Origin of the sequence: Variovorax sp. CF079, assembly GCF_900101545.1 — a bacterium.
Taxonomy (GTDB): domain Bacteria; phylum Pseudomonadota; class Gammaproteobacteria; order Burkholderiales; family Burkholderiaceae_C; genus Variovorax.
In genome coordinates, this window is record NZ_FMZU01000014.1 from 1 (window position 1) to 19,592 (window position 19,592).

The 19,592-nt window shown below is 67.9% G+C and carries 21 protein-coding genes; 4 read left to right on the top strand and 17 right to left on the bottom strand.

Annotation, left to right across the window (positions count from 1 at the left end; translation table 11 throughout):
• Positions 1-91: 91 nt before the first annotated feature.
• The 12 genes from sctT to sctV form a co-directional block, all read right to left on the bottom strand.
• Complete coding sequence (gene sctT / locus BLS74_RS19005) at positions 92-874, bottom strand: type III secretion system export apparatus subunit SctT (RefSeq protein WP_093108709.1); 783 nt, start codon at positions 872-874, stop codon at positions 92-94.
• An 11-nt stretch (positions 875-885) separates the two neighbouring features.
• Complete coding sequence (locus tag BLS74_RS19010) at positions 886-1,371, bottom strand: serine kinase (protein WP_093108710.1); 486 nt, start codon at positions 1,369-1,371, stop codon at positions 886-888.
• Complete coding sequence (locus BLS74_RS19015) at positions 1,368-2,699, bottom strand: FliI/YscN family ATPase (protein WP_093108897.1); 1,332 nt, start codon at positions 2,697-2,699, stop codon at positions 1,368-1,370. The genes BLS74_RS19010 and BLS74_RS19015 overlap by 4 nt, the downstream gene beginning before the upstream one ends.
• Positions 2,700-2,731: 32 nt before the next feature.
• Entirely contained in the window at positions 2,732-3,370 is a 639-nt protein-coding gene (gene sctL, locus BLS74_RS19020) for a type III secretion system stator protein SctL (protein ID WP_093108711.1), read from the bottom strand.
• Positions 3,352-4,026 carry a SctK family type III secretion system sorting platform protein gene (locus BLS74_RS19025; RefSeq protein ID WP_093108712.1) on the bottom strand — a complete coding sequence of 225 codons (675 nt, stop codon included), beginning with the start codon at positions 4,024-4,026 and terminating at the stop codon, positions 3,352-3,354. The genes sctL and BLS74_RS19025 overlap by 19 nt, the downstream gene beginning before the upstream one ends.
• Positions 4,023-4,790 carry a type III secretion system inner membrane ring lipoprotein SctJ gene (sctJ, locus tag BLS74_RS19030; RefSeq protein ID WP_093108713.1) on the bottom strand — a complete coding sequence of 256 codons (768 nt, stop codon included), beginning with the start codon at positions 4,788-4,790 and terminating at the stop codon, positions 4,023-4,025. The genes BLS74_RS19025 and sctJ overlap by 4 nt, the downstream gene beginning before the upstream one ends.
• On the bottom strand, positions 4,787-5,200 hold the full coding sequence (locus BLS74_RS19035; protein WP_093108714.1) for a hypothetical protein: 414 nt from the start codon (positions 5,198-5,200) through the stop codon (positions 4,787-4,789). The genes sctJ and BLS74_RS19035 overlap by 4 nt, the downstream gene beginning before the upstream one ends.
• Before the next feature lie 60 nt (positions 5,201-5,260).
• Entirely contained in the window at positions 5,261-5,464 is a 204-nt protein-coding gene (locus BLS74_RS19040; protein ID WP_093108715.1) for a hypothetical protein, read from the bottom strand.
• A gap of 131 nt (positions 5,465-5,595) precedes the next feature.
• On the bottom strand, positions 5,596-6,768 hold the full coding sequence (locus BLS74_RS19045; protein ID WP_093108716.1) for an FHA domain-containing protein: 1,173 nt from the start codon (positions 6,766-6,768) through the stop codon (positions 5,596-5,598).
• A 4-nt stretch (positions 6,769-6,772) separates the two neighbouring features.
• Positions 6,773-8,533, bottom strand: a complete 1,761-nt coding sequence (gene sctC / locus BLS74_RS19050) for a type III secretion system outer membrane ring subunit SctC (RefSeq protein ID WP_093108717.1) — start codon at positions 8,531-8,533, stop codon at positions 6,773-6,775.
• Positions 8,530-8,796, bottom strand: coding sequence for a type III secretion system export apparatus subunit SctS (gene sctS, locus BLS74_RS19055; protein WP_093108718.1), 267 nt, complete (start codon positions 8,794-8,796; stop codon positions 8,530-8,532). The genes sctC and sctS overlap by 4 nt, the downstream gene beginning before the upstream one ends.
• Before the next feature lie 34 nt (positions 8,797-8,830).
• Positions 8,831-10,861 carry a type III secretion system export apparatus subunit SctV gene (sctV, locus tag BLS74_RS19060; protein WP_244503930.1) on the bottom strand — a complete coding sequence of 677 codons (2,031 nt, stop codon included), beginning with the start codon at positions 10,859-10,861 and terminating at the stop codon, positions 8,831-8,833.
• Positions 10,862-11,198: 337 nt separating this feature from the next.
• Between sctV and sctQ the strand changes: the two genes are divergently transcribed.
• Together sctQ and sctR are read left to right on the top strand one after the other, a co-directional pair.
• A complete protein-coding gene (gene sctQ, locus BLS74_RS19065) occupies positions 11,199-12,281 on the top strand; it encodes a type III secretion system cytoplasmic ring protein SctQ (RefSeq protein ID WP_093108720.1) in 1,083 nt (360 codons plus the stop codon).
• A 25-nt stretch (positions 12,282-12,306) separates the two neighbouring features.
• Positions 12,307-12,966 (top strand): type III secretion system export apparatus subunit SctR, encoded by a 660-nt coding sequence (sctR, locus tag BLS74_RS19070; protein ID WP_093108721.1) that lies wholly within the window; start codon positions 12,307-12,309, stop codon positions 12,964-12,966.
• A gap of 220 nt (positions 12,967-13,186) precedes the next feature.
• Here sctR and BLS74_RS19075 read toward each other — a convergent pair whose 3' ends face one another.
• Positions 13,187-13,885 carry an FMN-dependent NADH-azoreductase gene (locus BLS74_RS19075; RefSeq protein ID WP_093108722.1) on the bottom strand — a complete coding sequence of 233 codons (699 nt, stop codon included), beginning with the start codon at positions 13,883-13,885 and terminating at the stop codon, positions 13,187-13,189.
• 90 nt (positions 13,886-13,975) lie between these two features.
• Here BLS74_RS19075 and BLS74_RS19080 point away from each other — a divergent pair, with 90 nt between their 5' ends.
• Positions 13,976-14,920 (top strand): LysR substrate-binding domain-containing protein, encoded by a 945-nt coding sequence (locus BLS74_RS19080; RefSeq protein ID WP_093108723.1) that lies wholly within the window; start codon positions 13,976-13,978, stop codon positions 14,918-14,920.
• On the opposite strand, the gene BLS74_RS19085 is transcribed toward BLS74_RS19080, so the two are convergent.
• On the bottom strand, positions 14,898-15,257 hold the full coding sequence (locus tag BLS74_RS19085; protein ID WP_093108724.1) for a DUF1428 domain-containing protein: 360 nt from the start codon (positions 15,255-15,257) through the stop codon (positions 14,898-14,900). The genes BLS74_RS19080 and BLS74_RS19085 overlap by 23 nt on opposite strands.
• A 329-nt stretch (positions 15,258-15,586) precedes the next feature.
• Between BLS74_RS19085 and BLS74_RS19090 the strand changes: the two genes are divergently transcribed.
• A complete protein-coding gene (locus tag BLS74_RS19090) occupies positions 15,587-15,970 on the top strand; it encodes a DUF427 domain-containing protein (RefSeq protein WP_093108725.1) in 384 nt (127 codons plus the stop codon).
• Positions 15,971-15,980: 10 nt separating this feature from the next.
• On the opposite strand, the gene BLS74_RS19095 is transcribed toward BLS74_RS19090, so the two are convergent.
• From BLS74_RS19095 to BLS74_RS19105, 3 genes are all read right to left on the bottom strand, one after another.
• Positions 15,981-16,886 (bottom strand): SDR family oxidoreductase, encoded by a 906-nt coding sequence (locus tag BLS74_RS19095; RefSeq protein ID WP_093108726.1) that lies wholly within the window; start codon positions 16,884-16,886, stop codon positions 15,981-15,983.
• Between the two features lie 88 nt (positions 16,887-16,974).
• Positions 16,975-17,913 carry a glutathione S-transferase family protein gene (locus BLS74_RS19100; RefSeq protein WP_093108727.1) on the bottom strand — a complete coding sequence of 313 codons (939 nt, stop codon included), beginning with the start codon at positions 17,911-17,913 and terminating at the stop codon, positions 16,975-16,977.
• A 22-nt stretch (positions 17,914-17,935) separates the two neighbouring features.
• Positions 17,936-19,588: an isovaleryl-CoA dehydrogenase gene (locus BLS74_RS19105; RefSeq protein WP_093108728.1), complete on the bottom strand. Its 1,653-nt coding sequence runs from the start codon at positions 19,586-19,588 to the stop codon at positions 17,936-17,938.
• Positions 19,589-19,592 lie beyond the last annotated feature (4 nt).

Genomic DNA, 19,592 nt, shown 5'->3' on the forward strand with positions numbered 1-19,592 from the left:
CCAACAGCCAACCGTTCAAATGGACGGCCACCGCAGATTCCATTCTTGAGAAGTTGCATCGACTTTGCTCACGTATCAGCGGGACAGGACACTAGAGCGTGGCGCGCAGAAAATCGAGCACGCTGTTCTCCGGCCGCAGGAATTCCTGCAGCGACTCGTACACGAAGAAGACGAAAAGCAGCATCATGAAATGGGCCAGGATGCTCTTGAGCGGCTGCGAGATGACGAACACGTTGAGCTGCGGCGCCACCCGCCCCACGAGGCCCATGCCCAGCTCGACCAGCAGCAGCACGAAGATCACCGGCGACGCCAGCTTCACGATCCACAGGAAGAGCGTGTCGCCCTGGCGGATCGCGAACTGTTCCAGCACCGCGCCCACACTCGGGAAGAAGGACCCGACCGGCCACAGCCGGTAGGAATCGACGATCACGCCCAGCATCGCGAGCAGCCCGCCGGCCGAGACGAAGAGCGTGATCACCATCCAGCTGAGGAACTCGCCCGTGGGGCCGTTCTCATGGCCCGCCACCGGGTCGAAGAAAGAGGCGTTGGCCGAGCCGGTCTGGAAGTCGATCAGGTCGCCCACGCTCTGGATCGCCCAGATGAAGATGCCAAAGCCCAGCCCGAGCATCAGCCCGATGAGCGCTTCCTTGCCGGTGATGAGGATCCACATGCCGATCGACGCCGACGGCATCTCGCCGGCCGCGGGCGACATGAAGATCGCCAGCATCAGCAGCAGGCCATTGCGCACGATGCCGGTGAGCATGCCGCCCGAGAGAAAGGGCACGACCGCAAAGATCGCGAACAGCCGCGGCAGCGTGAGAACCACGGACGAGAAGAAGCTCTCGATGGCGGCGAGTTCGAGGCTGCTTTCCATGCCGTTCTTCCCTAGATCGCGCGGCGCGCAAGCCAGGCCTGCGTGGTGGCCTCCTCGGACGCGTCTTCCTGCCGAAGTTCTTGCATGCGTGCGTGCTCGGCGCGCTCGCGCTGCTGCATGCGCTGCGCCTTCTCGACCTCGCCGCTCGCGGCGCGCAGCGCCTGGCGGCTTCGGGCGAGCAGCTCTTCGCGCTGCGCATGCGCCGCGCCCGCCTGCACGGCCGCGGAGCCGGCCTTGGCGATCTGCGCGTCCAGGGCACCGCTCCACGCACCCGCCACGCGCAGCTGCGCCACGTTGCACTGGCCGCTCGCGAACGCACCCTGCAACTCCTGCCAATGGCTGGCCTTGCTCTCCAGCTCCTGCCGATGCCGCTCCTCGGCCTGCTGCAGTTCGGCAAGGCTGCGCGCCGCGGCTTCGCGGTCGCGCGCGACCACGCCCATCGCGGCGGTCTTCTGGCGCTCGCGCACGTCGATCAGCATCTTCCAGTCGATGCTCATCGGCGGCCTCCGGCGCCGAAGCGCGCGAGTGCAGCCACGGTGTGCTCGAAGGCGACCTGGCTCTCGGGCGACTGCGACAGGAAGTCGATCATCGCGGGACGCGCCTGGATCGCCTGGTCGGCCAGCGCGTCCGCACCCTGCTTGTACTCGCCGATCTGGATCAGGAGCTCCATTTCCTGGTACTTCGCGAGCAGGCCGCGTACGTGCGCGGCCGCATCGCGGTGCGCGCGCGAGGCGACCAGCGGCATCACGCGGCTGATGCTGGCCAGCACGTCGATGGCCGGGTAGCGGTTGGCGGCCGCGAGCTTGCGCGACAGCACGATGTGGCCGTCGAGGATGGAGCGCACCTCCTCGGCGATCGGATCGTTCTCCTCGTCGCCTTCGGTCAGCACCGAGTACACCGCCGTGATCGAGCCGGTCTTGCCCTGCCCTGCGCGCTCCAGCAGCTGCGGCAGCATCGAGAAGATCGACGGCGGGTAGCTGCGCCGCGTGGGCGGCTCGCCGCTCGCGAGGCCGATCTCGCGCTGCGCGCGCGCGAAGCGCGTGAGCGAATCCACGAGCAGCAGCACCTTCTGTCCCTGGTCGCGGAAATGCTCGGCGATGGTGGTGGCGACGTAGGCCGACTTGATGCGCTCCATCGGGGGCCGGTCGGAGGTGGAGACAACCATCACCGTCTTCGCGAGGCCTTCGGGCCCGAGGTTGTGCTCGATGAATTCCTTCACTTCGCGGCCGCGCTCCCCGATCAGCGCGATCACGTTGACCTCGGCCGTCGAGCCACGCGCGAGCATGCCCAGGAGCGTGCTCTTGCCCACGCCCGGCGGTGAGAAGACGCCGACGCGCTGGCCTTCGCCGAGCGTGAGCAGCCCGTCGACGGCGCGGATGCCGGTGGCCAGCGGCGCCGCGATCATGCGGCGCGCCAGCGGACTCACCGGCTCGCGATGCACCGGCTGCTGCGCCACGGCGCCAAGCGGGCCGTGCTCGTCGATCGGCTGGCCCAGCGCATCGAGCACGCGCCCGAGCAGCGGCGCCCCGACCGGGCAGGCATGGCCGCGGCCGGTCGGCAGCACCTCGGTCAGCGCCGAGATGCCGGTGATGGGCCCCAGCGGCGTGAGGATGGCCGTGTTGTTGCGGAATCCAACGACTTCGGCAAGCAGCGGCGGCTCGCCGGGCGTGACCAGCTCGCACAGCTCGCCTACATGGGCCTGGATGCCGGTGGCGTCGATCAGCATGCCCACGGCCTTGCTCACGCGCCCGCGCATGGCCACCGGCGTGACGCGGCCGAAGGCCTGCTCCAGATCGGCCACGATGCCGAGGGCGGCATCGGACATCGCGTTGCCGGCGAAGTCGCTCGATGTCTGCATCAGCGCCGCCCTCCCGCGGGCGAGGCCAGGCCGCCGCGCTCCACCGCGCGGCGGAAGGCCTCGAGTTGCGCATCGACGCCGATTTCCAGCACGCCGGTCGAGGTCTGCACCACGCAGGCACCGGCTGGCAGCGACGCATCGGGCGTGAGATTCACGGTCATGCTCCAGTTGGCTTGCGCGCGCAGCCGATGCAGCACGTCGCGCATGGTCGCTTCCTGCGCCGGCGCCACGCGCACGGCGATGAAGGGCTCGGTGCGCAGCAGCGCCTCGACGCGCACCAGCGCGCTGCGAAAGAGCATGGCGGGATCGACGTCGGAGATGAACTGGCCCACCGCCTTCACCACCAGCTGCGCCATCGACACGCGCAGTGCCTGTAGCTGCCGCTCGGCGGCCATGCTCTCGGAGACGAGCTGCTTCGCATACTCGGCCTTCGCACGCTGCAGCCCTTCGTCGTAGCCCTTGTGCCGGCTGGCCTCGGCCTGCTGCTCCGCCTGCGCGACGATGCGGCGCGCTTCCTGGCGCGCGCTCTCGACCACGGCCGATGCATCGAGCAGGGCCGCGTACTCGTTCTCCTTGAGCACCTTGCGCTCGCTCAGGAGCTGCAGGTTCTCGGTGGTGATCAGAAAAGCCAGTCCCATTGGGGCAATCTTTCGGGAACGATGCAGGAGAGCATCAACTCGTGGACCTGGCGCGCCTGCGGCGGCTCGAACTGCGGCAGGCTCAGCGCGCAGACGCGGCGCGGCAACTTGTACTGCAGGCGGCGCAGCAGCGAGTCGCCCTCCGGCGCGACCATGCCCAGCAGCAGGCGGTAGCCGCGTTCGACCACCACGCGGCCGGCGGCCAGCGGGCTCTGGTCGAGCGCGGAGTAGTTCATGCGCAGCTCGGTCAGTTGCGGGACGCGATCGAGCACGAAGTCGACCGCGTCCTCGTCGAAGCGGCAGGCCTGGCGCCGGATCTGGTAGCCGACGCCACCGCGGATCTTGAAGAGCGGCAGGTGCACGCTGAAGCCCAGGTAGGCTGCCAGCCTGCGCAGCGCTCCCCCATCCAGCAGCGCCAGGCGCTTGACGCGCGAATCGAAGTTGAAGTCGGCGGCCGTCGCGAAGGCGCCCGGGCCTCGCTGCAACAGGCCGGCCAGCACCGCGCGCCCGCCCTCACCCAGCCGCGCCGGCAAGCGGTGCGGCGCCGGCCAGTTCGCGGGCAGCCAGCTCGGATGCAGGTCGAGCTCGGGATGCAGGTTGAAGCGCGTCACCAGGCGCACCAGGTCCATCGGGCTGCCTGGGGGAGAGCTTTTCATCGCCGGAATACCTGGCTGCGGGTCCAGGTGCGCCAGTCCAGGCCCTGTCGCCGCAACAGGCCGGGCAGCGCCATGAGGCAGAGCACCGCCCCTGCGAGCAGGCCCAGCAGCACCATCGCGGTCTGAGTGGAGAACAGGCCCAGCACCGCCGGCCGCGCCGGTGCGCCGCCCGCGGCCGGCGCCACGGAGAGCTTGCGCGCCTCGAAGAGCGACAGCGACACCTGGTCGTGCGTGAGGCCCTCGATGCCATGCGCCACCATGTCCTTGACGGCGGGCGCGAGCAGCCGCAGGTCGACGTCGGGCCGGTGCTTGATGAAGACGGCGGCCGACGAAGGCCGGATCTTCTCGGAGAGCGGATCGTTGGCCGGGATCACCACGTGCACGCGCGCGGCCACTACGCCGTCGACGTTGCGCAGCGTCTGCGAGAGCTCCTGCGACACCGCGTAGATGTAGCGCATGCGCTCCTCGGACGGCGTCGAGACCAGGCCCTGCTTGCGGAACACCTCGCCCATGCTGGAGTAGCGCTCGCCCGGCAGGCCCTGGTTGCGCAGCACGTCGAGCGCCCGGCTGAGGCGGCCTTCTTCCACGTCGACCTGCCAGTTGCTGCCTTCGAGCCGGGCCTTGGACGAATCGATGCCCTCGTTCGCCAGCGCGGCGACGATCTCGTTGGCCTCCTGCTCGTTGAGGTTGGAATAGAGCGCGACCTTGCAGCCGGTCAGCGCGAAGACCAGGGCGAGCGCCGCAAGCCAGCGGAAGTGTTTCATTGCTGGTTCTTCAGAAGCGTGCCGAACAGGCTCGTGGCGGCGCTCGCCAGGCCGGTGGAGACGTGCATCTTGGCGAACATCATGTGCGCCTCCATCGAGTGGTCGGTCATCACGAACATGGTCTTGATAGGGTCCGAGAGATCGACGGACTCGAGCATGCTGCGGCGCAGGTCCTCGTAGGAGCGCACGTTGCCCGAGAACTGCGCTGCCAGCGACTTGGCGGCGTCGCCGATCGCGCTGGGCCCGGCCACGGTGGCCGGCGGCGCCTGCACGCCGTTCATCATGTTGGCGAACATGCGCGTGTCGCCCGGATCGAAGCGCGACGGCCCCGCCGTCTGTTGTGCGGCCGCGGGGCCTGCAAGCTCAGCCGGCGGCGCTGCGACGGCGGCCGAGGCGATGGGATCGGTCATGTTCAACTCCTGGAAAAAGGCCCGCACGAGGCCGGCGCCGGCGTCGCGCGGGCACGGCCATCAGGACGACTTCGCCGACTGGCGGATGTCGTTGCCGGTGGTCTTCGCCACTTCGCCGCCGGCAGCGCTCGCGCCGTTCACCGTGTGCGCGGTGGAGGCCGCGCCCTGGATGGCGGTGGAGGCGGTCATGCTGGCGGTCATCAGGCGGGCGTTGTCGGCCGCGGCCTGCTGCATCTGCTGGATCGAGGTGTCAACTGCGCTCATGCGATTACTCCTGGTTGGGTTGCTGTTTCACTGGGGTTTGAAAGACGCTTCGTCCTCGGGACGAAGCCATTCCATGCAGCGGCGCGAACGCAGCCGCTGCACGAAATCGGGTCGACGCGGGTGCCATCTCGTCACCTCGCCGGCTTGTTGTTGGGAACGCCGCCGCTCAGTACCAGCCCGTCGGCGTCGATGCGCTTGAGCTCGGCGCCGGAACGCAGCACCGAGCCCTCGTAGTAGCGGTTGCCGTTGGACAGCTGGATATGGCGCAGGCCGTTGCCGTCTTCGGTGATGCTCACCATGCGGGCCGGCAGCAGGCCCTGCCACCCATCCCAGTTCGCACGCATCTCGGCGTCCTTGTCGACCTGCTGCGCCTTCTCGCGGTACTGCACCTTGTCAGAGACCAGCACCGAGGGGTGCAGGTCTTCGCTGAGCCGCCGGATCTTCTGCCGCACCGACGAATCCTCGACCGTGCCGCTCAGCACCAGCCGGCCCTGGCCGGTGTAGCTGACCGCCACGCCCGGGTCGCCGACATAGCGGCGCGCCTGCTCGACCATCTCGTCGGCCGAGTGCACGTTGACGGCCACCTGGCGGCCGAAGGGCTCCATCGCGCGCTGCAGCGTGTCGCGCCGTTGCTTCGATTCGACATAGCCCTTGACGTTGAAGAGCCCGCCCGGCGCGGCCACCACCTCGACTTCCGGAAACGGCACCAGCACACGCTCGACTTCGGCCAGGTTGACCTGGCCGGGCGTGCCACCTGCTCCGCCGCGCTGGCCGCCGACCCACACTGCTGCCATTGCGATCGCGGCGAACAGCACCACGATGCCGCCCACCCAGTAGCCTACGAGCCGTTCGCGCTGCGCAGGCGCCCGCCCGGCCGCGTGCATGCCGGCATGCACGTCGCTCGGCGGCGCGAACATGCGGTCCTCGCGCGCCGCGGCGGGATAGCTGCGGTCGAGCTGGAAATCGATCTGGCCCACGCTCACGATGTCGCCGGCCACCACGCTGCGGCGCGGCTGGTGCATCTCCTCTCCGTTGAGCCGCGTGGTCGCCGTGCCCAGCCGCTGCATCGACACCACCAGTTCGCCGACGGTAAACACCAGGTGGCGCGGCAGCACGTCGCTGCCGGGCAGCATCACCTCGCACTCTCCGCCCGAGCCCAACACGTTGATGCCGGGCTTCAGGGCGATGGTGCGGCCCTTGACCGCGCCGCTGAGGAAACGCACGCACCAGCCCGCGGCCGGCGCAGCCGCCTCGGAGGCCTCGTGGCCCAGCTCTGCGCCGTGGTCGCTACCGGCTCCGTTCACGTCCTCAGCCCCCCGCCGCCGGCGTCGGCGGCAACGGCAGCAAGGGCGCCGCGGCGGTGGCGCCGGGCGTCACCAGCCGCGGCGTCAGCAGGTAGAAGCGCTCCATGTTGATCTGCTTCTTGTCGGAGTACTTGAAGAGGCTGCCGACACCCGGAATGTCCTTCAGCACGGGAACACCGGTCGTCGCATTGCTGCGCTCCTCCGACGAATAGCCTGCGATCAGCAGGCTCGCGCCCTCGTCCACCAGCGCCTGCGTGTTGACCGTGCGGCGGCGCACGATCGGGATGCGGTCCACGGCCTGCGCGCTGAGGTCGCCGTCGACGATGTCGATGGACATCATCACGCCGCGCCCCGCCTTCTCGTCGATGATGAGCGGCGTCACGCGCACCGCAGTGCCGGCTGTGATGCTGAAGAGGCCCGCGTCCTGGAAGCCGTCGACGCGCACGTAGAACTCGCTCAGGTTCTCCAGCACGGCCTCGGTGTTGTCCAGCGTCATGACCTTGGGCCTCGCCACGAAGTTGGCGTCGCCGTTGGTCGCGAGCGCGGTCACGCGCGCGAGCAGGTAGTTGCGCGCGCTGTTGCCGATGGCCGCAGTGAACATCGCGCCGAGCGGCGTGACCGGCTGGCCGTTCGCATTCACGCCGCCGATCTGGCCGGCCTCGCTGGTCGAGCCGTCCCAGGTGAGCGGACCGCGATCGCCGCGGCCGGTCTGGAAGTCGCCATGGCGGCCGTGCAGGCGCCAGTCGATGCCCAGGCTGCTGAGCGTGTCGGAGCTGATATCCATGATCGTCACTTCGATCTCGATCAGCCGCGGGCGCACGTCCATCGATTCGATCAGCTTCGCGTACTGGTTCATGCGGTCGGGCGTGTCGCGCACGAGCACCGCGTTCATGCGCGTGTCGGCCTGGAACTGCGGCAGTTCGCTGCCCATGCCTCCCGGCATGCCGCCGAGCGAGGATGCGCCGTCGCCGTTGATCGGCGAGAGGCCCGAGATCTCGACCTTCGGCGCGTTGATCGACTCGCCGCTGCGCAGCTTGATCTGCCGGTTGGGGCCGACCGAAAGCGTCGCGCTGGTACCGCGCGCGCCCGAGCCGCCGCTCGACAAGTTGCCGCTCGCGCGGCCGTAGAGGCTGCGCAGCACGTTGGCCACACCCGGAATCACGGTCTCCTTGCCCGAACGGTTGATCTTGAAGTCCGAGGCCCACGCGTACTTCAGCGGAAAGAGCCGGATCTCCGCGCCGTCGGCCATCGCGCTGCGCTGGTCGGCCAGCTTCACGGCCTGGCGCACCATCTCGACGTAGCGGCGCGGGCCGGTCACGTAGACGCTCGCATCCTTGGCGCTGATCGACAGCGGGTAGCGCTCGTCGGAGATGCGCAGGCGCACTAGCGTCTCGGCGATGCGCTCTGCGTTGTCGGCGGCGATCGGCAGCACCTCGCTCTTGGCGTCGCTCGCGAGGTCGATGAAGAGGAAGGCGCCATCGAAGTACCAGGTGAGCCCGTTGACCGAGCAGACGCTGTTGAGGATGTTCTGCGCCGGCCCCGAGAACTTTCCGCTGATGACGCCCGTCACCTTGGGATCGATCACCGCGGTGATGCCCTGCGAGGCCACGAGCTCCCGCAGAAAGTCGGGCAGCGGCTTCTCGTTGGCGACGATCTGGAACGGGCGGTTGTTCCAGCGCAGCTCCGCCGCCATCGCCCGTTGCGCGCCGGCGAGGAAGAGCGCTGCCAAGGCCAGCAGCATCAGCGCGTGAAGCGTTCGGCTCATTGCAGCGCCGTGAGCGTATGGAACGCCCGCTCCGCGAAGCGCATCATGTCGCCGCCCAGCCAGCCTGCGGTGACGATGATCGCGACCATCACGGCGATCAGCCGGATCGATTGGCCGATGCTCTGGTCCTGCACCTGCGTGACGGCCTGCAGCACGGCGACGACGAGGCCGGTGACGGTCGACACCACCACCACCGGCAGCGAGAGCCAGAGCACGAGCATCAAGGCCTCGCGGGTGATGTCGAGGATGTTCTGCGGGGTCATGAAGCGATTCGGCGGAAGAGACGGGATTCATCGGTCAATGGGCTTGCGGATTGGTGACCCAGCCCACCGGCTGCAGGGCCACGTCTTCGTCGACTTCCTGGTAGGAAAGCACCGGAAGCGTCGGCGCCACCGGTTCGATCAACGTCTTGACGTAGCGGCGCACGTCCGACGAGGCAATAGCCACCACGCGGTTGGCCGTGGAGCCGAGGATGCGGCGCACCTGCTCCCGGATGTCCTGCGTGACCGCGGGGCTCAGGAGCAGCAGGTTGCCGCGCGGCGATCTCTCGACCGCGTTCTGCACGCGCTCCAGCAGGCTGGACTCGAAGAGGATCGCCTCCAGCTGCCGGTTCGCGCCGACGTAGCGGCTGGTGATGTAGCGCCCGAGGTCGATGCGCACCAGTTCCGTGAGTGCGATCGAGTCCTGCTCCTTGGCGGCCCAGATCGCGAGGCTCTCGAAGATCGCGTGCAGGTTGCGGATCGGGATGCCTTCCTGCAGCAGCCGGCGCAGCACTTCCGCGATGCGCTGCGCCGAGGCCACGCGCGAGACTTCGGCCGCGAGCTCGGGCGCATCGCGCTGCACCGAGTGCAGCAGGCGCTGCACCTCCTGCAGGCCGATCAGCTCGCGCACGTTGCGGCGCACCGCGTGGTCGAGGTGGAGGCCGACGACCTCTTCGTTGTTCCAGGTCTTCAAGTCCGCGTCGGCACGGGGCACCCACAGCACGCGGCCGAAGGGTCCGAAGGGCTCGGCAACTTCCGCATCGGCCGGTGCAGCCGCGGTCTCCGACGGATCGAGCATCAGCCAGCCGGGCTTGAGCGTGCCACGCGCCACCGCGACGTCGTGCACCAGTACCTGGTAGTCGTAGGGCGCGGGCAGGTCCCAATAGCCGAGCTGCAGGCGCGGAAAGATCGGGCCGAGATCGCTCTCGACGGCGGTCTTCACCGTCGACAGGTGGCTGTCGAGCACATGGCGGTCCACCAGCCCGCGCAGGCCGCTGGACAGGCGCACCGCGAGCGGCGCGGCGATCGCGTGGTCGCTCTCGCTTTCCTCGGAGGCAACGCCTTCGCGGTGCGAGATCCAGTCCGGCGTGTTGCGCTGCCTGCGCAGCATGCGCATCGTGAAGCCCAGGCCCAGCAGGATCGCCGCCAGCAGGCCGAACACCCATTTCGGGAAACCCGGCACGACCAGGAAACTCGCCACCGCCAGGCCCGCGATGATGAGCGCGCGCGGATGGGCCATCAACTGGTCGCCGATCTGGTTGGCCAACTGCGCATCGCGGCGGTCGCCCGTGCCGACGCGCGTGATGACGATGCCGGCCGCGATCGAGACCAGCAGCGACGGGATCTGGGAGACCATGCCGTCGCCCACCGTGAGGATGGCGTAGCGCTGCAGCGCATCGCTGAGGCTCATGTCGTGCATCAGCGTGCCGATCGCGATGCCGGCCAGGATGTTGACCAGCGCGATGACGATGCTCGCGATGGCGTCCCCCTTCACGAACTTCATCGCGCCGTCCATTGCGCCGTGCAGCTGCGACTCCTGCTCCAGCAGCTGGCGGCGCTTCTGCGCCTGCACGGAAGACAGCACGCCGGCGCGCACGTCGGCGTCGATGCTCATCTGCTTGCCGGGCATCGCATCGAGGGCGAAGCGCGCCGCGACCTCGGCCACGCGCTCCGAGCCCTTCGCGATCACAATGAACTGCACGATCGCGATGATGAGAAACACGACACCGCCGACCACCACGTTGTTGCCCACGATCAGCTTGCCGAAGGTGTCGATGATGTGGCCCGCGTTCGCCTGCAGCAGGATCAGCTTGGTCGACGCGATGTTGAGCGCGAGCCGGAACAGCGTGGTAAAGAGCAGCAGCGACGGAAAGGTCGAGAGCGACAGCGCCGAGGGCACGTACATCGCCACGATCAGCAGCACCAGGCTGATCGCCAGATTGCTCGCGATGAGAAAGTCCAGGAGCGGCGTCGGCAACGGCAGCACGAAAAGCGCCACCACCACCACCAGCAGGCCGGCCAGCAACAGGTCGTTGTAGCGGCCTGCATTCACGAGGCGATCGCGCATGCTGCCGCGGGGCGTTTGAAGGGGTCGCGCGGGGCTCGCCATGCGTGCTGGGCCTCGTGGGGTTTCTTGGGAGTTATGAATCGAAAGGTTTCGAAAACTGAATCGAACGTGAATTTGTTCACGTCGCGACGCACTCTAAGCGGCGCGATCCGGTCACGACAACCACGAGTTCTCGTAGGCGCGACGGTGCTGTCGCGCGCAGGGCACTACGCATTTGCGTACTACCTGCAATACCTTCATTTCGCTAAGCTGCGCCTCCCGATGCGGGCTGCATACGCGTGGCGCCGAGGAATGTGGACAGTGACTGGACGTAGCGATTTGTTCAACGAAAGCGTGAATGCCGACGCGGGCTGAGGACGCGGTGACGGAGCTCGGCGACGCGCCTGCGCTGCCTCGCGCAACGGTTGCCTGCGTGCGCGCGCTCAATCGGCTCTACGACGACGCGCGGCCGCGGGAACTGGTGTTGCGCAACGTCGGCTATCGCCTTCAGTGGATCCACGACCCTGTCCTCGGCCACGGCGCGCGTGAGAGCTATCGATTCAGGATGGGAACGCAGGTCGGCCACCTCGCGCTGGACGCGCCCAGCATGCAGGCGCTGCTCGGCGAGCGCCGCAGCGACCTGCTGCCGCGCGATCTGCGCTACATCCTGCTGGCCGACGCGCTGCATCCGATCGTCGACGCGCTCGAGAAAGCGCTGCGACTGCATTTCGAATGGCAGCCGCCCGAGGCCGAAGCCCGGGACACGGTGCCGGGCGATCCCGAACGCGCGGCCTTCTTCGTCGCCACGGCCGCCGACGACGGCGCGACGCTGCGCGGCTTCGTGCAGTTCGAGGACGACGCCACTTTCGATGCGCTCGTGCCCGCCGACACCCTGCCGCGCGTCGCGCGAGCGACGCATTCCTTCGACACGCTGCGCCTGCCGCTGGGCTTCAGGATCGGCAGCACGCCGATCCAGCTGCGCGAGATCACGAGCATCCGGCCCGGCGACATCATCGGCATCGAGCAATGGAGTTCTTCCGGCGCGGCGATCGTCGTCAACGCCGAACTCGGCGGTCCCTCGGGCTTCCATCTCTTCGCCTTCGCCGAAGGCTCCCGCATCACCGTTCAGCAATCCATCGACAGCGCCATGAAGCAAGACCCCGCAGCCCAACCCCAGGACGCCGACGCCAGCGCCAACCTGCCGATCGACCGGCTCGATGCGCTGGAGGTGACGCTGCGCTTCGAAGTCGGCGACCTGTCGCTCACGCTCGGCGAACTGAAGAGCATCCGCGCCGGCCACGTGTTCGACCTCGGGCAGCCGCTCAACCGCAGCCCGGTGCGCATCCTCGCGCACGGCAACGTGCTGGGCAAGGGCTACCTGGTCGCGGTGGGCGACCGCCTCGGCGTGCGCGTGTCGGAGTTCGCGCCCGGCGAAGTCTGAAGAGCGCTCACCACAGGCGATCCCGATGCAAGGCGGACTCCCCGAACCTCTGACGCTGGTCGCGCTGATCGTCGCGTTCGGCGTCGCGCCCTTCGTGGCGCTGATGGTGACCAGCTACACCAAGCTGGTCATCGTCTTCGGCCTCCTGCGCACCGCGCTGGGCCTGCAGCAGACGCCGCCCAACATGGTGCTCAACGGCATCGCGATCATCCTGTCGGTCTACATCATGGCGCCGGTGGGCATGGACGTCGGCGACGCGCTACGCAGCCGCAGCTTCGGCGCCAAGGGCGAAGGGCTGAACGACATCGTCGCGGTGCTCGATGCCGCCAAGGCGCCACTGAAGGAATTTCTGCAGAAGCACACGCACGAGCGCGAACGCCAGTTCTTCCTGAAGTCGGCCTCCAACATCTGGCCCAAGGCGCGGGCCGAGCAACTGCAGGCCGACGACTTCATGGTGCTGGTGCCCAGCTTCACGCTCAGCGAGCTGACGCGGGCCTTCCAGATCGGCTTCATCATCTACCTGGTGTTCGTGGTGGTGGACCTGATCGTCGCCACCGTGCTGCTCGCGCTCGGCATGTCGATGATCGCGCCGACCACCATCTCCCTGCCCTTTAAGCTGCTGCTGTTCGTGATGCTGGACGGCTGGACGCGGCTGGTGCACGGGCTGGTGCTGTCCTACCGCTGAGGCCGCACATCCCGCCTAGGCATCGCCTAGGCATCGCCTAGGCATCGCCTAGGCAGGCACAACCGCCGTGGCCTCTATCTCGAACAGCTTGCCGTCGAGCGCCAGCCGCGGCACCGGAATGAGCGTGCAGGCCGGGTTCCGGGCGGGACGATCGCGAGGTGCGAATAGCCGTTGGGGGCCGGGTCGTAGAGTCCGGGCGGGTTGATGAGCTGAATGGCGGTCATGCGTTTTCCATCATGAGTTGAAGGTGTAAGGCCGAGAGCTTATCGACCAGCTGATCGACCGCGAGATCGGCCTCGCCGAGCGACTGCGCCAGCCGCTCGCCGCCGAACTCGTCGTACTCGACGGCGACCTCGTGCACCTCGCGGATGCCGATGTAGCCGAACACCGAACACACGCTGGCCTCTGTGTGGTTGAGGTGCGCGATGCGCTGGCCTTCGCCGTAGCCGAAGTCGCCGCGCGAGCCCAGCAGCACCAGGCGCTTGCCTGCATCGGCCAGCAAGGGCCAGTAAGGCACCTCGCCGCGCGCACGGTCGAAGCCGAAGGTGCGGCCCACGCGCACGATGTTGTCGATGTAGGCCTTGAACTGCGCCGGGACGCCGAAGTTGTACATCGGCAGGCCGACCACGATCAGGTCGGCGGCGATGAGCTGGTCCACGAGACGGTCGCTCTCCGCAAGCACTTCGTGCATCCACGGCTCGCGCGCCGCGGCGGGCGTGAACGCAGCGTGGATCCAGGGACCCGTGACATGCGCGGGCGGCGCCTGGCCGACATCGAGGTAGTCGATGCGGTCCGCAGGCCGCGCCGCATGCCAGCGCGCCACGAAGCGCGCAGAGAGCCTGCGGGTGTGGGAACCATGGGGATCGATGCCGGAGCGGCCGAGCCGAGCGCTGGCATCGATGTGCAGAAGCGTGGTCATGAAAGGGTCTTTCCTGCGTGGCAATGAATGAATTGGCGTATCCAATTTAGGGTTGCGCCACCCTTTGCACAAACGAGGATTTCTTCCTGCATGGATGAGCTGAATTCACCTGTGAGGCGACCCCGCCGGCTGCCGCCGCTGTCCTCGCTGCGCGCCTTCGAGGCGGCTGCAGCGCACCTGAGCTTTCAGCGCGCGGCGGCCGAGCTCTCGGTTACGCCCACGGCCATCAGCCACCAGGTGCGCGGACTCGAGAGCACGCTGGGCCAGCCGCTGTTTCGCAGGCTGACGCGCCAACTGGCGCTCACGCCGGCCGGACTGCGCCTGTTCCATGGGCTGCGCGAAGGCTTCGACATGCTGGAAGCCGGCGTGCATGCGCTGCGCGAGCGCTCGGCGAGCGACACGGTCACGCTCACGACCAACACCGCTTTCGCGGCCAAGTGGGTGCTGCCGCGCATGGCGGCCTTTCGCGCCGCCTGCCCCGGCATCGAGCTGCGCTTGCATGCGAGCGATCTGCTGGTCGATCTCACGCGCGGCGATGCCGACCTCGCGATCCGCTCCGGCAGCGGCGGCTGGCCGGGCCTGGTGACGGCCGAGCTGATGGCCGAGCGCTATGCGCCGGTATGCAGTCCGCTCCTGGGTTTGAAGCGCGTGCAGGATCTGCCGAAGCACCGGTTGATCCACAGCGACTGGCAGCCGCAGGCGCGCGCACCGGCCGTGTGGTCGCGCTGGTTCGAGGAGGCCGGTATCGCTGCGAGCAAATCGCGCACGACACGCGCTGCCTCAGGCCTCTCGTTCTCGGACGAAACGCACGCCCTGCTCGCCACGCTGGCGGGGCATGGCGTGGCCTTGCTGAGCCTCACGCTCTGCGCCGAGGAGTTGCGAAGCGGCGCGTTGCTGCAGCCCTTCGGGCCCGCACTCGCTACCGGCAGCTATTTCCTGACAGCCGCCGAAGGGCGCGAGCGTGAACCGGCGGTCCGCGCGGTGTGGCAGTGGATCGCCGGCCAGGCCGGACTCAGAGTTCGACCAGCGGGCTGAAGCCGCCCCAGAACATGCGCTTGCCGTCGAAGGGCATGGTCTTGGGATCCATCATGTCGGCCAGGCGCGGATCGCTCATCACCTTGGCGTTGACTTCGTCGCGGTGCTGGCGCGACTCGAACACGATGTACGAAAAGATCACGGTCTCGTCGTCCTTCAGTTTCACGGCCTGCGGAAAGGAGGTGACTTCACCGGACTTCACATCGTCGGCCACGCATTCGCGGTATTCGAGCGCGCCATGCTCGCGCCAGATCTTTCCCGCCTTGGTGGCCATCGCGCGATAGGCCTCGATATTTGCTTTGGGAACGGGAACGACGTATCCATCGACATAGGACATTCGAAATCTCCTTGGGGTTGGGATGAAACACAGAACCTGTTGGTTCAGTATAAGCCGGCCTCGACGCCAGTTTCAAGTCCCAGCAACTTTGTGCCGATGCCCTGGAAGAAGGTGTAGGAAAACATCCCGCGGTCTCCTCGGCATCCCGACATGTCCCCCGCGCCCGTGGACAAGCTTGTGGAAAACTGCACTGGGAACTTTTTAGATCGTTGTCCCACGGGGCCTGCGCCCGGATTGCCTCCAGAAGCAGCAGTGGAACACTTGACAGGCCGGAAGTGTCATCCGATCGCTCATACCCTGGCCGCCGCCGTTCAACCAAGGACAGACACATGCAGGAAAAACCCGTGAAGATTCCCGGCCCGGACCATCCGATCACCATTGCCGCGAACCCCGCGCGCGTGGTCGTGAAGGCCGCCGCCCGCGTGATCGCCGACACGCGCGAAGCCTTGACGCTGCGCGAAGCGAGCTACCCCGCCGTGCAGTACATCCCACGCAAGGACGTGGACATGTCGCTGCTCGAGCGCACCGAGCACGCCACCTACTGCCCCTTCAAGGGCGACTGCTCCTACTACAGCATTCCCTCGGCCGGTGAGAAAGGGGCGAACGCCGTGTGGACCTACGAGCAGCCCTACGCGTCCGTCGAGCAGATCAAGGACCACCTCGCCTTCTATCCCGACCGCGTCGAAGCGATCGAGGAAACGCCGCAGGGTTGAAGGGGGAGTCTCAGCCCGCGCGCAGCTGTTCGCGCAGCTTGGCGCCGATCTCCGGCCGCTCCAGGAAGGGATCGGCCGGATTCGAGATCGACACGATGCTCTCCATGCGGCTCTTCACGTTGCCCAGCGCCTTCGGGTGGCTGAACACGTAGAACTGGTTGGCGCTGATGGCATCGAACACCATCTGCGCCACTTCGGCCGCCGTCACCTTGCCGCTGCTGACGGCCTTGTTGCTCATCGCCTGGCCGATCAGCTGGCTCTTGGTGAGTTCGCCGGCAGCGAGTGCATCGGGCCGGTTGCGCTCGCTGCTGGTGATGCCGGTCGGCACGAAGTAAGGGCACAGGAGGCTGGCGCCGATCTGGTCGGTGATGAGCTTCAGGTCTTGGTAGAGCGTTTCGGTGAGGCTCACCACGGCCGCCTTGGCCGCGTTGTAGACACCCATGTTGGGCGGCGCCAGCAGGCCGGCCATGCTGGCAGTGTTGACGATGTGGCCGCGGTACGAAGGGTCCCTGGCGGCGGCTTGCAGCATCATCGGCGTGAACAGGCGCACGCCGTGGATCACGCCCCAGAGGTCGACGCCGAGCACCCATTCCCAGTCGGCCACCGTGTTCTCCCACACCAGGCCGCCGGCGCCCACGCCCGCGTTGTTGAAGACGAAGTGCGGCGCACCGAAGCGCTGCTGCACATCCTTGGCGAGCTGCTCCATCTGCTGCGCATCGGCGACGTCGACCTTGCGCGCCAGCACCTGCGCACCGGCGGCTTCCATCTCGGCCTGCACGCGGTCGAGTGCGTCCTGCTGCACGTCGACCAGCACGAGACTCATGCCGCGCGCCGCGCCGATGCGCGCGCACTCGAGGCCGAAGCCGGAACCGGCGCCGGTGAGAACTGCGGTGGTGCCCTTGAAATCCTGAATCATTGCCCGTGTCCTTTTCGTCTCTTGAGGGAGACGCTATTGAAATACGGAAACCTGCACGATGCAGTCGCGAAGGTGCCCGTTGCGAGCGTCAGCCTTCGACTTTTCTCAACGCATAACCGACGCGCGGGAAGTGCACGTGCACGGTCCCGGCACGCGCGTCGGTGCGGCGCAGCGTGTAGTGGGTGCGGGTGGCGGCGATGAGTTCGCCTTCGGTGGGCTCGGGCCCGAAGCTCTCGCCCGCGACCGTGACGCGGGTCCCGAGCGGAATGCCGTGCTCGTCCTGGAAGGTGCTGTCGGACAAGAGGGTGTGCGGCGTCGAAGCGGCCGCGACGGCAATGGCCTGCGCGGCATCGAAGGTCTCCATCGTGCCGTGGCCGATCGCGGCCATGCGGTCCATCCAGTCGCCCACGGCCGGCGTGAACTGCAGGATGCCGGCCATCGAGGGCGTGCGCTTGCGCGTGAACCACAGCGGGTGGTAGCAGGCGAAATCGGCGACCGTCGGATAGGCGCCGAGCAGGTAGTCGGTGTCGTCCAGCATGTCGGACATGCGCCGCAGGTAGGACTTGTAGGCCGCCGCGGCATCGCCCGGGCGGTGCCGCACCATGTTCACGCTCATGGCCTTGCGGTCCTCGCCGAAGGCCTTGGCCAGTTCGGGCGGCGCCTTGCCGAACAGGTCGGCCGCGCCCTTGCCGCTGAAGCTGTAGGCCATCGAGGCCCAGAAGAGCGAGGTCTCGCCCCATTGGGCAACGACGCGCTCCAGGCCCTTGCCCGGCTCGGGATAGATCGACGGCAGCGGCGAGATGTGCTCGAGCACGTCGCAGATCAGCGCGGTGTCGCAGTAGATGTCGGCGCCGATCTGCAGCACCGGCGTCTTGCGGTAGCCGCCCGTGAGTGCGATCAGGTCCGGCTTGGGCAGGATCTGCGGAATGATCACCGACTTCCAGGCCAGCTTCTTGTAGCCGAGGATCAGGCGCAGCTTTTCGGAAAAGGGCGAGGTCGCGTAGTGGTGGAGGATCAGGTCTGCCATGAGGGTCCTTTGGATGTCCGCGTCATTGGGGCCGTGCACGCGCGATGATGGAATCGAAATCGGTGCTGGCGCGGAGCGTGCCGAAGGCATGGCCCCAGTCGCCGCCCAGGCGCGATGCGCAGAAGGCGCCGACCACGGCCTGCGGCGCGGTCTGCACGAGCAGCGCGCCCTGCACCGCGAGCGCCACGTCCTGCGCGAGCCGGCGCGCCTCGGCTTCGGTGGCCATGGCCTCGATGCGCGCCGGCAGCGCATCGGCCAGGCTGTCGAGCGCCGCATCGACACCGCGCGCCGGCGCCAGTTCGTGCGCCAATGCCGCGACCGCATCGCCCTTGCGAAGCCCGCGCAGCAGGTCGAGCGCCATGATGTTGCCGGCGCCTTCCCAGATCGAGTTGAGCGGCATCTCGCGGTAGACGCGCGCCATCACGCCTTCGCCGCCCTCCTCCACGTAGCCGTTGCCGCCGAGGCATTCCATCGCCTCCTGCGCGAAGTGACTGCCGCGCTTGCAGATCCAGAACTTGGCCACCGGTGTCAGCAGGCGCGCCATCAGGCGCTCGTGCTCGTCCTGCTGGCGATCGAAGGCGCGCGCGAGGCGGATGGCCAGTGCGGTCGCTGCTTCGCTTTCGAGCGCGAGGTCGGCCAGCACGTTCTTCATCAGCGGCTGTTCGATGAGCGGCTTGCCGAAGGCCTGGCGCTGCGCTGTGTGATGCAGGGCCAGGCTCAAGGCCTGGCGCATCAGGCCGCTGGTGCCGAGTGCGCAGTCGAGCCGCGTCATCGTGCCCATCTCGAGGATCTGCGGAATGCCGCGGCCTTCTTCGCCGACCAGCCAGGCGCTCGCGCCATGGAACTCGACCTCGGAACTCGCGTTGGCCTTGTTGCCGAGCTTGTCCTTCAGACGCTGGATGCGGATGCCGTTGCGCACGTCATCGCCCATCCAGTCGGGCAGCACGCGCGGCATGAAGAAGCACGACAGACCGGCCGGCGCCTGTGCAAGCACCAGGAAGGCATCGCACATCGGTGCCGAGAAGAACCACTTGTGGCCCGTGATCTCGTAGCGCTCGCCCCAATCATCACCGGCGACGCGAACCGCCCGCGTGGTGTTGGCGCGCACGTCCGAGCCGCCCTGCTTCTCGGTCATGCCCATGCCCATGGTCACGCCGGGCTTGTCGAGCGCGGACCTGAGCACCGGGTCGTACCAGAGGCTCGCGAGCTTCGGCCCCCAGTCGGCATAGATGGCCGCGTTGCCGCGCAGCGCGGGCGTCACGGCGTAGCTCATCGAGATCGGGCACAGCACCGAGGGCTCGAGCTCGGTGAAGAGCATGAAGCCGGCGGCGCGCTGGACGTGCGGGGATGCGGATTCCCCTGTCCACGGTGTGCCGTGCAGGCCGGCACCCACCGCCGCCTTCATCAACGCGTGATAGCTCGGATGAAACTCCACCTCGTCGATGCGCCGGCCGAAGCGGTCGTGCGTGTGCAGCACCGGCGGGTTCGTGTTCGCGAGCCGCGCATGGGTCTGCATCTCGACCGAGCCGATCACGCCGCCCAGATGCGCGAGCGGCGCGAGCTGCAGCTGCGATGCGTTGAACTTCAGCGCATCGCGCAGCGGCCGGTTGGATTCGAACAGGTTGTAGCCGGCCAGCGGGGCCGGCTGGTTGAAGACCTCGTGCGTCGTGTTCATCGCC

Excerpts from the sequence above, each read along its gene's own strand:
- BLS74_RS19105 (WP_093108728.1), bottom strand. The coding sequence starts at position 19,588 with ATGAACACGACGCACGAGGTCTTCAACCAGCCGGCCCCGCTGGCCGGC.
- BLS74_RS19075 (WP_093108722.1), bottom strand. The coding sequence starts at position 13,885 with ATGACCACGCTTCTGCACATCGATGCCAGCGCTCGGCTCGGCCGCTCC.
- BLS74_RS19095 (WP_093108726.1), bottom strand. The coding sequence starts at position 16,886 with ATGATTCAGGATTTCAAGGGCACCACCGCAGTTCTCACCGGCGCCGGT.
- sctT (WP_093108709.1), bottom strand. The coding sequence starts at position 874 with ATGGAAAGCAGCCTCGAACTCGCCGCCATCGAGAGCTTCTTCTCGTCC.
- sctJ (WP_093108713.1), bottom strand. The coding sequence starts at position 4,790 with ATGAAACACTTCCGCTGGCTTGCGGCGCTCGCCCTGGTCTTCGCGCTG.
- BLS74_RS19025 (WP_093108712.1), bottom strand. The coding sequence starts at position 4,026 with ATGAAAAGCTCTCCCCCAGGCAGCCCGATGGACCTGGTGCGCCTGGTG.
- sctV (WP_244503930.1), bottom strand. The coding sequence starts at position 10,861 with ATGCGCGATCGCCTCGTGAATGCAGGCCGCTACAACGACCTGTTGCTG.
- sctL (WP_093108711.1), bottom strand. The coding sequence starts at position 3,370 with ATGGGACTGGCTTTTCTGATCACCACCGAGAACCTGCAGCTCCTGAGC.
- BLS74_RS19080 (WP_093108723.1), top strand. The coding sequence starts at position 13,976 with ATGGATGAGCTGAATTCACCTGTGAGGCGACCCCGCCGGCTGCCGCCG.
- BLS74_RS19015 (WP_093108897.1), bottom strand. The coding sequence starts at position 2,699 with ATGTCCGATGCCGCCCTCGGCATCGTGGCCGATCTGGAGCAGGCCTTC.
- sctC (WP_093108717.1), bottom strand. The coding sequence starts at position 8,533 with ATGAGCCGAACGCTTCACGCGCTGATGCTGCTGGCCTTGGCAGCGCTC.
- BLS74_RS19085 (WP_093108724.1), bottom strand. The coding sequence starts at position 15,257 with ATGTCCTATGTCGATGGATACGTCGTTCCCGTTCCCAAAGCAAATATC.
- sctR (WP_093108721.1), top strand. The coding sequence starts at position 12,307 with ATGCAAGGCGGACTCCCCGAACCTCTGACGCTGGTCGCGCTGATCGTC.
- BLS74_RS19090 (WP_093108725.1), top strand. The coding sequence starts at position 15,587 with ATGCAGGAAAAACCCGTGAAGATTCCCGGCCCGGACCATCCGATCACC.
- BLS74_RS19100 (WP_093108727.1), bottom strand. The coding sequence starts at position 17,913 with ATGGCAGACCTGATCCTCCACCACTACGCGACCTCGCCCTTTTCCGAA.
- sctQ (WP_093108720.1), top strand. The coding sequence starts at position 11,199 with ATGCCGACGCGGGCTGAGGACGCGGTGACGGAGCTCGGCGACGCGCCT.
- BLS74_RS19035 (WP_093108714.1), bottom strand. The coding sequence starts at position 5,200 with ATGACCGATCCCATCGCCTCGGCCGCCGTCGCAGCGCCGCCGGCTGAG.
- BLS74_RS19010 (WP_093108710.1), bottom strand. The coding sequence starts at position 1,371 with ATGAGCATCGACTGGAAGATGCTGATCGACGTGCGCGAGCGCCAGAAG.
- BLS74_RS19040 (WP_093108715.1), bottom strand. The coding sequence starts at position 5,464 with ATGAGCGCAGTTGACACCTCGATCCAGCAGATGCAGCAGGCCGCGGCC.
- sctS (WP_093108718.1), bottom strand. The coding sequence starts at position 8,796 with ATGACCCCGCAGAACATCCTCGACATCACCCGCGAGGCCTTGATGCTC.